Source organism: Pantoea sp. CS_6 (assembly GCF_041954745.1).
In the GTDB taxonomy this organism is placed as follows: domain Bacteria; phylum Pseudomonadota; class Gammaproteobacteria; order Enterobacterales; family Enterobacteriaceae; genus Pantoea; species Pantoea stewartii.
This window is the reverse complement of sequence record NZ_JAVAYG010000006.1, coordinates 293,740-309,808: the sequence shown is the minus strand read 5'-3', so window position 1 is coordinate 309,808 and position 16,069 is coordinate 293,740. Positions and strand designations below refer to the sequence as shown.

Sequence of the window (16,069 nt, the reverse complement as noted above, 5' to 3'; positions counted from 1 at the left end):
GGTCGTAGCGGAATCGCATCAGGGCGCGTTACACTCCATACAATGACCATAATGAACCGAGGATTGTCATGGCTGAGTTACTGTTAGGCGTTAACATCGACCACATTGCTACCGTCCGCAACGCGCGTGGCACCCATTACCCTGATCCGGTCCAGGCGGCTTTTATCGCCGAACAGGCGGGCGCGGATGGGATCACGGTGCACCTGCGGGAAGATCGCCGCCACATTACCGACCGCGACGTGCGTATTCTGCGTGATACCATCGAAACGCGGATGAATCTCGAAATGGCGGTCACCGATGAGATGCTGAATATCGCGTGTGACATCAAACCGCATTTCTGCTGCCTGGTGCCGGAAAAGCGTGAGGAAGTGACCACCGAAGGCGGACTGGATGTCGCCGGACAACAGGAAAAACTTAATGCCGCGGTAAAAAAACTCAGTGAGGCGGGCATTTTGGTATCCCTGTTTATCGATCCCGATCACCGGCAAATCGAAGCGGCTGTCACCAGCGGCGCGCCTTATATTGAAATTCATACCGGTGCCTATGCTGAAGCCCCTGAAGGCCCGGCACGCGACGCTGAGCTGGCCCGGATCCGTCAGGCGGCCACCTTTGCGGCCAGCCGCGGATTAAAAGTTAACGCCGGTCACGGTCTGACTTACCACAACGTCCTGCCGATTGCCGCGCTGCCGGAAATGCATGAGCTGAACATCGGTCATGCGATCATTGGTCGGGCGGTGATGAGCGGCCTGCCTGACGCCGTCAAAGCCATGAAACAGCTGCTGCGAGAAGCGCGTCGCTAATGGCTATTCTGGGACTGGGCAGCGATATCGTCGAAATAGAGCGGATTGCCGATGTGATTTCTCGCTCTGGCGATCGACTGGCGCGTCGCGTGCTGAGTGAGGCCGAATGGCAGCAGTATCAGCAGCATCGTCAGCCGGTGCGTTTTCTGGCTAAACGTTTCGCCGTTAAAGAAGCGGCAGCCAAAGCGTTTGGCACCGGCATTCGCGGTGGACTGGCATTCAATCAGTTTGAAGTTTACAACGATGCGCTGGGTAAACCACTCCTGCGTTTTTTCGATCATGCTGCTGAGGTGGCGCAGCGACTGGGTGTACAGCATGTCCATGTCACCCTGGCCGACGAGCGCCACTATGCCTGTGCTACGGTCATTATCGAAAGCTAACCGTGCAGGGCAACAAACTTATCCCACAGCGCATCGCGTGATTCGATGTGCTGGGGATCCGTCACAATGGTGTTATCAATAGGGCAAACCCGCTGGCAGGTCGGCACATCATAATGTCCCACACATTCGGTACAGCGGCTCACCTCTATCTCATAAATCATCTCACCCATCGAAATAGCCTGGTTCGGGCATTCGGGTTCACACATATCGCAGTTAATGCATCGTTCTGTAATCAGTAAAGACATCGCGGTTTCCCAATCGATAAATACTTTTTTTCGTTTTGGCGACATAATCTGTTGCGGTAGAAAATATTCCTGATGAGATATGTCGAACCCTTAGACGACTTTTGTAACTTTCAAATTGCAAGCCTGGCTGGTCATTAACATAAAGTTGGAATGTTAAAGGTCATGCGGAGTCGGCTGACAGTAGCATATTCTTTCAACGTCAAACATGATGCGAATAACTAAAAAAAGTCATACGCACCATTAATGTTCGTTACTTACTGATTATTCGATAATTTAAATCTATATAGTCTTCATGGAGAGTAAGCATAAAAGTATAACTTTTAGCAAATTCAGCGATACACGTGCGGGGACAGCGCCGCGTGTAGAAAAAACCACCACAGCGAGAATTGTAAGGATTATGCAGAAAAAAGGGGTGATAGAAATATTTTGTCATAAAAATGACAGAGATCAGGTGCGTGATTAAGAGTTTTCCGATAATATGCATTCATCAATAATATCGATGGATTGTGTCAGGTGAAAAAAAGAATTTTTTTGATAGCCGGCGTGGCTGTTCTGGCTGCAACAACCGCTTATGGAAGCTTATCCGCGGGTGGATCTCGGCCTGATTTCGTTACAGCAGCAGAAAATAAAACGAATAACTTCCTGCAATACAGCTATGGTAAGGGTAAATGTAAAGCCGCGCCCGGAACGGCAATGAGCTGGGACATGGAATGTAAGTATGACGGTGGCAAGAAAGTGGTTAAATTCGCTCTCTACTCCGCTGAGCATGCAACAAAAAAATCTGTTGATACCTTTTATCTCGTTGCAAAAAATCAGGCTGCAGTCGACTCAGCCAGCACAGGTATGGGGCAATATTTGCCTATTTCTACGCAAGATATAAGCAGTAGTTAGTCGGCCTTAATACACAGCTAATACTCAATTCAGTTTTAGAAGCCAGCGATATCGCTGGCTTCCTTCATTGTACTTTACAACAATCGCAATATCAGATGCGTTTTCCCTTCTTCCTAAATCAGCTTCTTCACCAGCGCCTCGCTGTGGCGAATATGGCTGGACGCGCGCTCAGGATCGTTCTGTACCAGCGCCATAAAGAGCAGGTCCGTTAACGCCAACTGGGCGGTAGTCGAGGAGATCGCGGCGCTGCGCGTACTCTGTTCTTCTGCAACAGTGTACAGGCAGTGCGTGGCGCACTGCTGCAAAGTGTTAGGCGTAAAGCCGGTAAAGGCCAGCACGTCCGCGCCCACCCGCACTGCTTCCTGCGCGGCCAGGTTAATCTCACGACGTTCACCCGTGTAAGAGATCGCCAGCAGCACATCGCCGGATGACATGGCCTGTACGCTGGCCAGCAGCGCGTGCATGTCCTGCTCCGCGACGGCATTGATGCCAATCTTCATTAGCTTCCAGGAAAAATCCTTTGCCACCAGGCCGGATGCGCCGATTCCGACCAATAAAATACGGCGTGCGCGCTTAAGCAGCTGCAAGACGGCATTCAGCTTCTCTTCGCTGTTAATATCCAGGGTCGCGCGAATGGCCGACAGCTTTTCTGTCAGTAATTTTTCACCCACAGCCTTAAGGGGATCGTCACTGAGGATCTGATTATGCACGGTGATGGCATCTTTATCGGCCAGCGATTCGCTCAGTGCCAGCTTGAGTGCCGGAAAACCTTTATATCCCAGTTTTTGCGCAAACTTAACGACGCTGGACTGACTGACGCCAGCTTCTTCTGCCAGCTTTTGTGAACTTAAATGCCGTGCCCGATCCGGTTGTGACAGTAAAAAATCCGCCAGCCGGCGTTCGTTCAGCGCCAGTGAAGGATAAAGCTGGCGAATGCGCAGCAATGAACTCATGCTCAGTCCTCATGATGTAGCGGTGCGTCCGCAAGGAATAAATGATTCTAAAAGCATTGTAGCCACTGGAATAAAAAATGACAGTCATCGCCTCGCTGCGCGAAGATGACTACAATAGAGGCTGTTGATGCATATTCGTTAAAAAGGAGAGTTGTTTGACCAACGAGAGACAACGTCGCGTGGTGTTTTTCGACCTTGATGGCACATTGCACCAACAGGATATGTTTGGCACTTTCATGCGCTATTTGCTGCGCCGTAAACCCCTGAATCTGCTACTGGTCGTGCCTTTGCTGCCCGTCGTCGGCGCAGGGCTGCTGTTCAAAGGGCGTGCGGCCCGCTGGCCGATGAGCCTGTTACTCTGGTCAATCACTTTTGGCCGATCTGAAACCACCCTGTTACGACTGGAGGCCGAGTTTGCTCAGTGGTTTCGCCAGCGCGTGAAAGCGTTTCCGGTGGTGCAGAAGCGTCTCAGCGAGTACCTCAGCAGCGATGATGCGGATGTGTGGCTGATTACGGGCTCGCCGCAGTCGCTGGTGGAGCAGGTCTATTACGATTCGGCGTTTCTGCCCAGAGTAAAGTTGATTGCCAGCCAGATGCAGCGCGGCCTGGGGGGGCGCGTGCTGAAATTGCGCTGTCTGGGCCACGAAAAAGTGGTGCAGTTAGAAGAGCAAATCGGCACACCACTGCAACTCTATAGTGGTTACAGCGACAGCAAGCAGGACAACCCGTTATTGTTCTTTTGTCAGCATCGCTGGCGCGTCACGCCGGCAGGTGAATTGCAGCAGTTAGAATAACCTGTACTGAGCTTCGGTTTTGCCGGCATGCCCGGTATAATGCGCCGCTTTTTGCTGCCGGGAGTGGTTCGTGTGACACAAGAACAAGATGAATACTGGATGCGCCGGGCGCTGACGCTGGCGCAACGCGCATGGGATGAGGGCGAGGTGCCGGTAGGCGCCGTCCTGGTTCACGGCGACCGCGTCATTGGCGAAGGCTGGAACCGGCCTATCGGTCAGCATGATCCCACCGCGCACGCAGAGATTATGGCGCTTCGTCAGGGCGGGAAAGTACTGGAAAATTACCGTCTGCTGGATACCACGCTTTATGTGACGCTGGAGCCGTGCGTCATGTGCGCCGGCGCGATGGTGCATAGCCGGATAGGTCGTCTGGTTTATGGCGCGCACGATGTGAAAACCGGCGCAGCCGGTTCGCTGATTGACGTGCTGGGCCATCCGGGGATGAACCATCAGGTAAGGTTAGATCACGGCGTGCTGGAAGACGCGTGCGCGGCGCTGCTGAGCGACTTTTTCCGCATGCGTCGTCAGCAACAAAAAGCGCTGCGACAGGCGCAGCGCGAAAGCTAATTCATTGCCACTTGTGGCGAAACGGCAGGATAGCCTTTGCCCATCTCCGCTTCCAGCGCGGCCTGCTGGGCAAGGCGCTTTTCCTGCTCCTGCAAATAGCCCACCAGGCTAATCTCATATTTACGAATATTTTCCACGTAGTTATACGCTTCCTGGCCCCGCGCGTAGCCGTAGGTCGTTTGCGCGTAATAACGCTTCTGGCTCAGCATCGGCAGGCGCAGTTTCACATCAGCCCAACTGTCCGGGTTGCCACCCTGTTTTGCCGTGAGCTTACGGGCATCCAGCATATGAGCATAACCCATGTTGTAGGCGGCCAGCGCAAACCAGATACGTTCGTCTTCCGGAATGGACTGCGGGACTTTATCCATCATATTTTGCAGATACTGGCTGCCGCCGCGAATACTTTGCTCAGGATCGGTTCGATCGCCCACTTCCACGCTGTCGGCGGTATTGCGCGTCAGCATCATCATGCCACGTACGCCGGTCGGTGATGTCGCCTGCGGATTCCAGTGTGATTCCTGATAAGAGATAGCGGCCAGCAAACGCCAGTCGATATTACTGGCGTATTTCTCGAATAACGGTTTGATATCAGGCAGAACCGTATCAATCGCACGCAGGAAGGTGCGCGTATCCACATAATCAAAGGTGCCAACGTGCCCGAGGTATTTCTCTTCCAGCCGCGCCATTGCGCCTTCTTCGCCCATGCCATTAAAGAAATCCAGCATGGCCGCGTTCAGGCTGTCGTCGCTTTCGCGGGGCATATACCACGTCACCGGCTCTTCATCCGTGACGTCAAAGGCGACCGCCAGTTGTGGATGGATGCGCTGAAGCAGTGCGATGGTGACGGAATCGCCAATCGTATAATCCAGCTTGCCCTCGGCGACGGCCTCAAGTAGCGCTTTCGGGCTTTGATCGGTCGAGATAGCCCAGTCAAGGTCGGGATAGTGATCCGCTCTGGCGCTCTTAAGTGTAGACAGATAAGCCGATCCGGAGGCAACGACGAGCCGTCCCTTTAAATCGCCCAGGTTTTTCGGGCGAGTTTTATCCACACGATAAACCAACTGCTGGGAAACGCTGTAATAGCTGGGGCCCGTCTGATAGCGGTTCAGTCGCTCATTATTATAGATAAGGCCTGCGGCCAGCAAATCGGCTTTGCCGTCGTCAAGCGCATCAAACAGGTCGCTGATATTCGCGCGCACCGTGATTTCCAGCCTGACGCCCAAATAACGGGCGAAACGCTTCGCCAGCTCGTAATCCATCCCGGCCGGTGCTTTATTCACGGTGTAGTAAGTCAACGGTGAGTTTACGGTACTGACCCGTAGCACTCCCCGTGCTTTAATCTGTGAAATCGTATCCTGCCCGCTCCCATGCCAGGGAATGGATGGCCACAGTGCCAGCGCTAACAGCACGGTGAGCAGACCGATAAACAGATAGTTTAATTTCAGGCGTTTCAAATAGTTATCTCTCGATGGCTCCAAGGCCTCTGTCTTTTAAGGCAGTATTGATCTTGTTTTAACTCCCAGAGCGAGGGGCATTTTGCGCAACAAACTTAGGCAGAGCAACTTATAAAGCAATTTTTGCGCAATTATCAGCCAAATCTTGTTGGCCATAAATTTTGCGCAAACGGTTTCGTCGCGGAGTGGCTTTCTCTATAATACGCCCCGTTTTCCCCCTGTTGCGCCCAATGAAGCGTCGCACCCGGCGTTTCAAAGACGAGAGATCTTATGATGGAAATTCTGCGTGGTTCGCCCGCCCTGTCGGCATTTCGTGTAAACAAACTGCTGGCCCGCTTTCAGGACGCTCATCTGCCGGTGAGTGATATTTACGCTGAGTACGTCCATTTTGCCGATGTCAGCGCGCCGTTGAGTGAGGATGAAAAATCCCGTCTGCAGCGCCTGCTCAAGTACGGTCCTTCTCTCGCTGAACATGCGCCACAAGGGCGTTTGCTGCTGGTCACGCCACGTCCAGGCACCATTTCGCCATGGTCTTCAAAAGCGACAGATATTGCGCATAACTGCGATCTGTCACAGGTCCGTCGACTGGAGCGCGGTCTGGCGTTTTATGTTCAGGCACCCCAGTTGACGGAAACCCAGTGGCAAACGCTGTCAGCGCTGCTGCATGACCGCATGATGGAAACGGTGTACAGCGACCTCCATCAGGCCGAACAACTGTTTGCCCACCACGAACCTCAGCCGGTCAAAAGCGTTGATGTGTTGGGTGAAGGCCGTCAGGCACTGGTTCATGCCAATAAATCGCTGGGCCTGGCGCTGGCAGACGACGAAATTGACTACCTGCTGGCAGCCTTTACGAAGCTGGGCCGTAACCCTAACGACATCGAACTCTATATGTTTGCTCAGGCGAACTCCGAGCACTGTCGTCACAAGATTTTTAACGCCGACTGGATTATTGACGGCGAAAAACAGCCGAAATCGCTGTTTAAAATGATTAAGAACACCTTTGAGCAAACGCCGGATTATGTCCTGTCGGCTTATAAAGACAATGCGGCGGTGATGGAAGGCTCTGAAGTAGGACGCTTCTTTGCGGATGCCGAAAACGGGGAATATGGCTACCACCAGGAAGCGGCGCATATTCTGATGAAGGTCGAAACGCATAACCATCCTACGGCGATTTCGCCGTGGCCTGGCGCGGCAACCGGCTCCGGCGGCGAAATTCGTGACGAAGGGGCGACCGGACGGGGCGCGAAGCCGAAAGCCGGTCTGGTCGGCTTCTCGGTGTCGAACCTGCGTATTCCGGGCTTTGAGCAGCCGTGGGAAGAGGATTTTGGCAAGCCCGCGCGCATCGTCAGCGCACTGGACATTATGACTGAAGGCCCTCTGGGCGGCGCGGCGTTTAACAACGAGTTTGGCCGTCCTGCATTGAATGGCTATTTCCGTACCTATGAAGAACAGGTCAACAGCCACAACGGCACCGAACTGCGCGGTTACCACAAGCCGATTATGCTGGCGGGTGGCATCGGGAACATCCGTGCCGATCACGTCCAGAAAGGCGAGATTACTGTCGGGGCAAAGCTGATCGTACTGGGCGGCCCGGCAATGAATATCGGTCTGGGCGGCGGGGCGGCCTCATCTATGGCATCGGGCCAGTCTGACGCTGATCTCGACTTTGCCTCCGTACAGCGTGATAACCCGGAAATGGAACGGCGTTGCCAGGAAGTGATTGACCGCTGCTGGCAGTTAGGCGACGACAACCCGATTCTGTTTATCCACGATGTCGGTGCGGGCGGGCTGTCGAACGCCATGCCTGAGCTGGTCAGCGATGGCGGTCGCGGTGGACGTTTCAACCTGCGCGATATCCTCAGCGATGAGCCAGGGATGAGCCCGCTGGAAGTCTGGTGTAATGAATCGCAAGAGCGTTATGTCATGGCGGTGGCACCCGAAAAGCTGGCTGAATTTACGGCGATTTGCGAGCGTGAGCGCGCGCCTTTTGCGGTTATCGGTGAAGCCACAGAAGAGCAGCATCTGACGCTCAACGACAGCCACTTTGATAACAGCCCAATTGATATGCCGCTGGATGTGCTGTTGGGGAAAACCCCGAAAATGACACGCGATGTCGTCAAACAGCAGGCGCAGGGCACACCGTTACACCGTGATGGCATCGTCTTAACGGAGGCGGTGAATCGCGTTCTGCACTTACCGACCGTGGCGGAAAAAACCTTTCTGATCACCATCGGCGATCGCAGTGTGACCGGCATGGTGGCACGGGATCAGATGGTAGGACCCTGGCAGATCCCGGTAGCCAACTGTGCGGTCACGACCGCCAGCCTAGACAGCTATCATGGTGAAGCGTTCGCTCTGGGCGAACGCGCGCCGGTGGCGCTGCTCGACTTTGCCGCCTCAGCACGACTGGCTGTTGGTGAAGCGCTGACAAACCTGGCCGCCACGCCCGTGGGGTCATTGAAGCGTGTGAAACTCTCGGCAAACTGGATGTCAGCCGCGGGTCATCCGGGCGAAGATGCGGGCCTGTATGACGCCGTGAAAGCTGTCGGTGAGGAGCTGTGTCCGGCACTGGGCATTACTATCCCGGTGGGTAAAGACTCCATGTCGATGAAAACCCGCTGGCAGGAAGGCACTGAACAACGCGAAATGACATCGCCGCTGTCGCTGGTGATTACCGCCTTTGCTCGTGTCGAAGATGTTCGTCGCAACGTGACGCCTCAACTGATGGCGGATCAGGACAACCTGCTTCTGCTGATCGATCTGGGTAACGGTGCCAATACTCTGGGCGCAACCGCGCTGGCGCAGGTGTATCGTCAACTGGGCGACAAGCCTGCCGATGTACGTGATGCACAGCAGCTGGCAGGCTTCTTTAATGCGATGCAGGCGCTGGTCAGCCAACAGAAACTATTGGCCTACCATGACCGTTCCGATGGGGGCCTGCTGGTCACGCTGGCAGAAATGGCCTTTACCGGTCACTGCGGTGTAGATGTTGATATCGCGGCGCTGGGCAGTGATGCGCTGGCGGCGTTGTTTACTGAGGAACTGGGCGCAGTCATTCAGATCAAGGCCGCCGATCGTGAAGGTGTCGAGCAGATTCTGGCTCAACATGGACTGGCGCAGTGCAGTCATGTGCTGGGCAGCGCACAGCCGGGCGATCGCTTCGTGATTCGTTCAGGCGACAGTGCTGTGTACAGCGAAAGTCGCACCACGCTGCGTACCTGGTGGGCGGAAACCACCTGGCAGATGCAGCGTCTGCGTGATAACCCGGCCTGTGCTGATCAGGAACATCAGGCAAAACAGGACGACAACGATCCGGGTCTTAACGTCAGCCTGACCTTCAGGCCGGAAGAGGACGTTGCCGCGCCGATGATTGCTACAGGTGCCCGTCCGCGCGTGGCCGTGCTGCGTGAGCAGGGTGTTAACTCTCATGTGGAAATGGCCGCAGCCTTTGACCGCGCAGGCTTTACCGCCGTGGACGTTCATATGAGCGATCTGCTGGCAGGACGCATCGATCTGGAACGTTTCCAGGCGTTAGTGGCCTGTGGTGGCTTCTCTTACGGTGACGTACTGGGAGCCGGTGAGGGCTGGGCGAAATCTATCCTGTTCAACCCGCGTGTGCGCGATCAGTTCGAAGCCTTCTTCCATCGTCCGCAAACGCTGGCGCTGGGTGTTTGCAACGGTTGCCAGATGATGTCCAACCTGCGCGAGCTGGTTCCTGGCAGCGAACTGTGGCCGCGCTTCGTGCGTAATCAGTCTGAGCGCTTTGAAGCGCGCTTCAGCCTGGTTGAAGTGGCCGCCAGCCCGTCATTACTGCTGGATGGCATGGCGGGTTCGCGGATGCCTGTTGCGGTATCACACGGAGAAGGTTTTGTAGAAGTGCGCGATGGTACTCACCTGGCGGCGCTGGAATCCAAAGGGCTGGTGGCGCTGCGCTTTGTGGACAATAGCGGTAAGGTGACGGAAACCTATCCGGCCAACCCGAACGGTTCGCCAAATGGCATCACTGCCGTGACCAACGAAAGCGGGCGCGTCACCATTATGATGCCGCATCCTGAGCGTGTTTTCCGTACGGTCAGCAACTCCTGGCATCCGGCGGAGTGGGGGGAAGACAGCCCATGGATGCGCATTTTCCGTAACGCGCGCAAACAACTGGGTTAATTGCCGTAAAAAAATGGGGAGGCCAGGTGCCTCCCTTTTTTTATGGGCACGAGATGTTGGCAAAAGGAGACAGCCGTCACCTTTTGATGTCGCTGATTGGTGACATCTATCTCTATGATTTTATTATACGGCAGAGGTACGATGAAAATGTGTTGGCATTTGGCGACACATTCGCCAGACCGGATGGTCTGAACGGGCCGCTTTCACTGCTCGCTTACCTGCAAGAGCCTGAACAGAAAGGGGCTTTTATTGTTGGCATGATCTTTGCTATAATTATTGCGCTGCTCATTCACTTGTTTATGAATGCCACCGCGCTGCGGTCAGAGCTCATAAAGCCCGAATGACGCACCAAACGGAGCCTGCCGTCCACCACACCGATAATCGTATGCATTGCATCGTTATCAAGCATCGGACGTAACGTTGAGTTAGGCTCCACCCATTCTCACGCGTGGCTAAGGCGGCGCGTCTGCGGCAGGCCAGATGGTCTGCCGTTTTCTTTTCTGCCTCTTCCTTCTCCGGGCCGACTCCGCTAGCATCCGGTAAGCGTATCTTTATGGAAGCCGTCGCGTGAAAAAATGGCGTTTTTTCCCCCAATCTCTGCGTCAGCTGGTGCTGATGGCCTTTTTGCTGGTGCTCCTGCCCTTACTGGTACTGGCCTGGCAGGCATGGGAAAGCCTCTCCGCACTCAGCAATCAGGCGGCGGACACTAACCGCAACACCTTTACCGATGTCCGGCGCAGCGAAGCCATGGCACGAACCGCCATTGAGCTGGAGCGCAGCTATCGTCAGTATTGCGTACTGGGTGATGCCTCGCTGGCGAAGCTGTATCAGACGCAGCGGATTCGTTACAGCCAGATGCTCAGCTCCCATGCTGATAATCTGCCCGATTTACCGGCTTTTAAGACGCTACGGGACACGCTGCCGCTGTTGGAAACCCTGCAGTGCCAGAACGGTAATCCGATGGGCAGTGCTGCGCAGGCGCTTGACCGTTTTTCCGCAACCAACGCACAACTGGTGCACGACACGCGGGAGGTGGTATTCGCCCGCGGCTTACAGCTTCAGCGCGAAATCGCCGATCGCGGTCAGTTCTTTGGCTGGCAGGCGCTGATTCTGTTCATTATCAGCCTGACACTCACGCTGCTGTTTACCCGCATGATCATCGGTCCGGTCAAAAGTGTCGAACGGATGATTAACCGCCTTGGCGAAGGGCGGGAACTGGGCAGCAGCATGGTGTTTCGGGGGCCACGGGAATTGCGTTCGCTGGGGCAACGTATTGTCTGGCTGAGCGAGCGGCTGCACTGGCTTGAATCTCAGCGACACGAATTTTTACGCCACCTTTCACACGAACTGAAAACCCCGCTGGCCAGTTTGCGTGAGGGCACGGCGCTTCTGGCGGATGAAGTCGCGGGCGTGCTAAATCCGGAGCAGAAAGAAATCGTCTCCATACTCGATACCAGCAGCCGTCATTTGCAGCACCTGATTGAACAATTGCTCGACTACAACCGCAGGCTCGCTGATGGGCCAATCACGCTTGAGGCGATCAAACTGGACGATATCGTGCATGACGTTGTGAATGCCCACGCCCTTTCGGCGCGTAACAAACAGATGCATGTTGAGATCGATCTGAAGGCCACAGATTGCCTGGCTGAGCCTATGCTATTAATGAGCGTAATTGATAACCTCTACTCTAACGCCGTGAACTATGGCAATGAATCCGGTAACATCTGGCTTCGTAGCCAGCAGCAGGGCGATACAGTCATCATTGAGGTCGCTAACAGCGGTACGCCCATTCCCGAGCATGAGCAGGCAATGATCTTTGAGCCCTTTTTTCAGGGCAGCCATCAGCGCAAAGGGCCGGTTAAAGGCAGTGGGCTGGGGTTAAGTATCGCAAAGGATTGTCTGCGCCGTATGCACGGCAACCTGCAACTGGTCAGCCGCGATGACGCGGATGTTTGTTTTCGCATTGAACTGAATACCACCGCCGGGAAAGTCTGAAGTATGAAATTTTTTGCCGCGATTCTTATAAGCGCACTGAGCACCCTGATGCTCAGCGGCTGTGCCTCCTCACCGGCGACCTCGGCATCCCAGCCCGCACCAAACTCTGTCGCGGTGCCTGAAACGCGCCTGGTGGATTATCTGACAACCCGCTGTAGCGATATCTGGCATATTGAAAACACTGCCGCGCTTGCCAATCCTCTTTACTGGATGCGCAGTATTGACTGCGCCGAACGACTTTCGCCCGCGGAAGCCCGCGCCGAGGCGCACCGCTGGCCAGTAGACAGCTGGTCGCGAGCCTTTAAACAGGGCGTACTCATGGCAAATGGCAACGTAACGCCACTGGAACGGCGCGACTATATCACCGAGCTGGACAGCTACAGTGAGCAGTTCCCGCAAAACCTGCGGGCACTCATCCAGCTCTGGCGCAGTAACCAGGCGGCACAGCTGGATTTAAGTGCGCTACGTTCGCGGTACGTCCATCTGCAGCAGAGCAGCGATGCGCAGACGGATGCGCTGCGTCAGCAGCAGATAAAATTACGGCAGCAGTTAAGCGATACGCAAAGCAAGCTGGAGCGGTTAACCGATATCGAACGCCAGCTTTCGTCGCGCAAAACCTCAGAGATGCCAGAAGGCAGTCATGGAACGGCGTTGCCACAAGAGGAAGAGCAGTAATGATAAAACATGCGGCACATCTGCTGCTGGTGGATGATGATCCCAGCCTGCTGAAACTGTTAGGGATGCGGCTGAGCAGCGAAGGCTATCAGGTGACCACCGCAGCCAGTGGGCCTGACGCGCTTCGGCTGTTGCAGAAAGAGAAAATCGATCTGGTGATAAGCGATTTGCGCATGGATGAGATGGACGGCCTAGCGCTTTTTGGCGAAATCCAGAAACGCCATATGGGCTTGCCGGTCATCATTTTAACCGCACACGGTTCGATTCCAGAGGCCGTCGCGGCAACCCAGCAGGGCGTATTTAGCTTTTTAACCAAACCGGTCGATCGCGATGCGCTTTATAAGGCAATCGATGAAGCACTCGCGCAGCGCGTCCCGGTCAGCGACGACCGCTGGCGGGAAGCCATCGTAACACGCAATCCTCAGATGCTGCGCTTACTTGAACAGGCGCACATGGTTGCCCAGTCGGATGTCAGCGTGCTGATCAACGGGCAAAGCGGGACGGGTAAAGAGGTGCTGGCGCAGGCTATCCATGCGGCCAGTCCGCGCGCCGACAAGCCGTTCATCGCGATCAACTGTGGTGCCTTGCCCGAGCAGTTGCTGGAATCGGAGTTATTTGGTCACGCGAAAGGTGCCTTTACCGGTGCGGTCAGCGCGCGCGACGGCCTGTTTAAAGCGGCCGAAGGCGGGACGCTGTTTCTTGACGAAATCGGCGATATGCCGCCCGCGCTGCAGGTGAAACTGCTGCGGGTCATACAGGAGCGCAAAGTCCGGCCGCTTGGCAGCAACAACGATATTGATATCAATGTGCGGATTATCTCCGCCACGCACCGGGATTTACCGAAAGCGATGGAGAAAAACGAATTCCGTGAAGATCTCTTTTATCGCCTGAACGTTGTTAACCTGAAAATACCGGCGCTGCATCAACGTACCGAGGATATTCCGCTGCTGGCTAATCATCTGCTGCGCCAGGCCGCGGACCGTCACAAACCGCAGGTGCGCAGTTTTTCGGTGGATGCGATGAAGCGCCTGATCTCCGCCAGCTGGCCCGGTAACGTGCGTCAGTTAGTGAATGTGATTGAACAGTGCGTGGCGCTCAGTTCCTCGCCGGTGATCAGCGATGCGCTGGTAGAGCAGGCACTGAGCGGCGAAAACAGCGCATTACCAACCTTTGTCGAGGCGCGTAATCAGTTTGAACTCAATTACCTGCGCAAGCTGTTGCAGATGACCAAAGGAAATGTGACCAACGCGGCGCGTCTGGCTGGACGTAACCGTACTGAATTCTATAAGCTGCTGTCACGTCACGAACTGGACGCCAGTGACTTTAAAGAGTAATTTTCTGCCGCACCAGCCTGCAGCATGGCCAGCGACATTTATACTTAAAAAATCCCTCTGACCACGGAGGGCGCGAGGAAAGGGTCTGACATGAAAAAGATCGATGCAATAATTAAACCATTCAAACTTGATGATGTGCGCGAAGCGCTTGCTGAAGTCGGCATCACCGGGATGACCGTAAGCGAAGTGAAAGGCTTTGGCCGTCAGAAAGGGCACACGGAACTCTACCGTGGGGCAGAGTATATGGTGGACTTCCTGCCGAAGGTAAAAATTGAAATGGTGGTAGGCGATGATATCGTGGACACCTGCGTCGAAACCATCATGCGCACCGCGCAAACCGGCAAAATTGGCGACGGCAAGATCTTTGTTTTCGATGTCGCTCGCGTGGTGCGTATCCGTACCGGTGAAGAAGACGAGGAAGCGATTTAATCGTGTCCTTGTCGAAAGCCCGCCTGTCGCGGGCTTTTTTATTATTACATCACCTTATGCGGACCAAACACCTCATAGTGAATCCTGTCCGCCGTCACGCCGACCGCCAGCAGCTGCTGAACGACGAACTGCATAAAGCCCAGCGGCCCACAAAGATAGAAGTGGGTATTCACCTCCTGCAGACGTGGTGAAACGCTCGCCAGATCCATAAGGCCTTGCGCATCATAACGACCTGCATCACCCTGATTTTGCTCGCGATACCAGATATGTTGGGCAAAATCAGGCAACAGGTCACCGGCCGCGCGCACTTCATCTGCAAAGGCATGCTGCTGGCCGTTTTCAGCGGCATGTAACCAGTTGACCGCTGCCGGGTGCTGCCGGGCAGCCAGCGCATGCAGCATGGCCAGCATAGGCGTTTGCCCTACGCCCGCTGAAATCAACGTGACCGGCGTCGTCGGGCTTGCCTGGAGAAAAAAATCCCCGTGTGGAGGCGTCAGCTGAATCTCATCGCCTGCTTTGGCCTGTTGATGCAGCCAGCCTGAGACTCTTCCCCCGGCTTCCTGTTTTACCGCAATTCGGTAAGTCTGCGCATTGCTGACGGTGGTGAGTGAGTACTGACGAATTTGCTGATAACGGAAGCCCGCTGGCTGCAGATGCAGTGACACATACTGCCCCGGCCTGAAGGACGCAATGGGTTTACCATCAACAGGAGCGAGGGTAACGCTTTTGATCACGTCACTTTGTTGCTCAATCGCGCTGATGAAGAAGGCTCTCGTGCCGCGCCAGCCGCCTTGCTGGTGTGCCGATGCCTGATAAAGGGCTTCTTCACGCTGGATAAAGATATCGGCCAGCACTGTGTAGGCGCGTCTCCAGGCGGCGAGCACCGCTTCGCCAGGATTCAGCATGGCGTCGATAGAGACGAGTAAATACTCACCCACAATTTTATATTGCTCAGGCTGGATAGTCAGGCTGGCGTGCTTTTGGGCAATTTTTTCGACGGCTGGCCGTAGCGCCGTCAGATTGTCCAGATTGGCCCCGTAGGCGCAAATCGCATTAAACAGCGCTTCACGCTGTGCGCCATTGCGCTGGTTGGCCCTGTTAAAGACATGCTTTAACTCTGGATGATGAGAGAGCATCTGACTGTAAAAATGGGCCGTCAGATCGGGGCCGCATGCGGCAATCGCGGGAAGGGTGGATTTCACAATGTGAATCGTCTTGGCATCAAGCATGGGAATACCTTACTTAAAGTTGCACTTTAAATGCATCTTATAGCCGGGTGTTTTGTTCTGTAAATAGCGTTGTGGTTTACAGGAAGACTGAGCGGCAAATTTTCAGACGGAGAAATGGAAAATTTCCGTTACAGGGTGCGGGGAAAAACAGCGGGAAACCGC

At 54.8% G+C, this 16,069-nt stretch carries 15 protein-coding genes; 11 read left to right on the top strand and 4 right to left on the bottom strand.

Annotation, left to right across the window (positions count from 1 at the left end):
* Window positions 1-68: 68 nt before the first annotated feature.
* Entirely contained in the window at window positions 69-800 is a 732-nt protein-coding gene (pdxJ, locus tag RAC90_RS11800) for a pyridoxine 5'-phosphate synthase (RefSeq protein ID WP_033740925.1), read from the top strand.
* Window positions 800-1,180: a holo-ACP synthase gene (gene acpS, locus RAC90_RS11795; protein WP_006120525.1), complete on the top strand. Its 381-nt coding sequence runs from the start codon at window positions 800-802 to the stop codon at window positions 1,178-1,180. Before pdxJ ends, acpS begins: the two co-directional genes overlap by 1 nt.
* On the opposite strand, the gene RAC90_RS11790 is transcribed toward acpS, so the two are convergent.
* Window positions 1,177-1,425, bottom strand: coding sequence for a YfhL family 4Fe-4S dicluster ferredoxin (locus RAC90_RS11790; protein ID WP_033741000.1), 249 nt, complete (start codon window positions 1,423-1,425; stop codon window positions 1,177-1,179). The genes acpS and RAC90_RS11790 overlap by 4 nt on opposite strands.
* Window positions 1,426-1,938: 513 nt before the next feature.
* Between RAC90_RS11790 and RAC90_RS11785 the strand changes: the two genes are divergently transcribed.
* The gene (locus RAC90_RS11785; protein ID WP_375096664.1) at window positions 1,939-2,316 is read left to right on the top strand and encodes a hypothetical protein; all 378 of its coding nucleotides are present in this window, start codon (window positions 1,939-1,941) and stop codon (window positions 2,314-2,316) included.
* A 113-nt stretch (window positions 2,317-2,429) separates the two neighbouring features.
* Here RAC90_RS11785 and RAC90_RS11780 read toward each other — a convergent pair whose 3' ends face one another.
* On the bottom strand, window positions 2,430-3,269 hold the full coding sequence (locus tag RAC90_RS11780) for a MurR/RpiR family transcriptional regulator (RefSeq protein ID WP_006120655.1): 840 nt from the start codon (window positions 3,267-3,269) through the stop codon (window positions 2,430-2,432).
* Window positions 3,270-3,424: 155 nt separating this feature from the next.
* Here RAC90_RS11780 and yfhb point away from each other — a divergent pair, with 155 nt between their 5' ends.
* Both yfhb and tadA read left to right on the top strand, forming a co-directional pair.
* A complete protein-coding gene (gene yfhb / locus RAC90_RS11775) occupies window positions 3,425-4,063 on the top strand; it encodes a phosphatidylglycerophosphatase C (protein WP_006120654.1) in 639 nt (212 codons plus the stop codon).
* 72 nt (window positions 4,064-4,135) lie between these two features.
* Entirely contained in the window at window positions 4,136-4,630 is a 495-nt protein-coding gene (gene tadA, locus RAC90_RS11770) for a tRNA adenosine(34) deaminase TadA (protein WP_006120653.1), read from the top strand.
* Here the strand turns inward: tadA and mltF are convergent.
* Window positions 4,627-6,084 (bottom strand): membrane-bound lytic murein transglycosylase MltF, encoded by a 1,458-nt coding sequence (gene mltF, locus RAC90_RS11765; RefSeq protein ID WP_054633320.1) that lies wholly within the window; start codon window positions 6,082-6,084, stop codon window positions 4,627-4,629. The genes tadA and mltF overlap by 4 nt on opposite strands.
* 270 nt (window positions 6,085-6,354) lie before the next feature.
* Between mltF and purL the strand changes: the two genes are divergently transcribed.
* The 6 genes from purL (at window position 6,355) to glnB (ending at window position 14,678) form a co-directional block, all read left to right on the top strand.
* Complete coding sequence (gene purL, locus RAC90_RS11760) at window positions 6,355-10,245, top strand: phosphoribosylformylglycinamidine synthase (RefSeq protein ID WP_375124359.1); 3,891 nt, start codon at window positions 6,355-6,357, stop codon at window positions 10,243-10,245.
* Between the two features lie 53 nt (window positions 10,246-10,298).
* Window positions 10,299-10,589, top strand: a complete 291-nt coding sequence (locus tag RAC90_RS11755) for a hypothetical protein (protein WP_133745437.1) — start codon at window positions 10,299-10,301, stop codon at window positions 10,587-10,589.
* Window positions 10,590-10,812: 223 nt separating this feature from the next.
* Window positions 10,813-12,240: a HAMP domain-containing sensor histidine kinase gene (locus RAC90_RS11750; RefSeq protein ID WP_006120650.1), complete on the top strand. Its 1,428-nt coding sequence runs from the start codon at window positions 10,813-10,815 to the stop codon at window positions 12,238-12,240.
* 3 nt (window positions 12,241-12,243) lie between these two features.
* The gene (gene qseG / locus RAC90_RS11745) at window positions 12,244-12,915 is read left to right on the top strand and encodes a two-component system QseEF-associated lipoprotein QseG (RefSeq protein WP_033740913.1); all 672 of its coding nucleotides are present in this window, start codon (window positions 12,244-12,246) and stop codon (window positions 12,913-12,915) included.
* A complete protein-coding gene (gene glrR, locus RAC90_RS11740) occupies window positions 12,915-14,249 on the top strand; it encodes a two-component system response regulator GlrR (RefSeq protein WP_006120648.1) in 1,335 nt (444 codons plus the stop codon). Before qseG ends, glrR begins: the two co-directional genes overlap by 1 nt.
* A gap of 90 nt (window positions 14,250-14,339) precedes the next feature.
* A complete protein-coding gene (gene glnB / locus RAC90_RS11735; RefSeq protein ID WP_003848647.1) occupies window positions 14,340-14,678 on the top strand; it encodes a nitrogen regulatory protein P-II in 339 nt (112 codons plus the stop codon).
* 44 nt (window positions 14,679-14,722) lie between these two features.
* On the opposite strand, the gene hmpA is transcribed toward glnB, so the two are convergent.
* Window positions 14,723-15,907 (bottom strand): NO-inducible flavohemoprotein, encoded by a 1,185-nt coding sequence (hmpA, locus tag RAC90_RS11730; protein WP_375124358.1) that lies wholly within the window; start codon window positions 15,905-15,907, stop codon window positions 14,723-14,725.
* Between the last annotated feature and the right edge of the window lie 162 nt (window positions 15,908-16,069).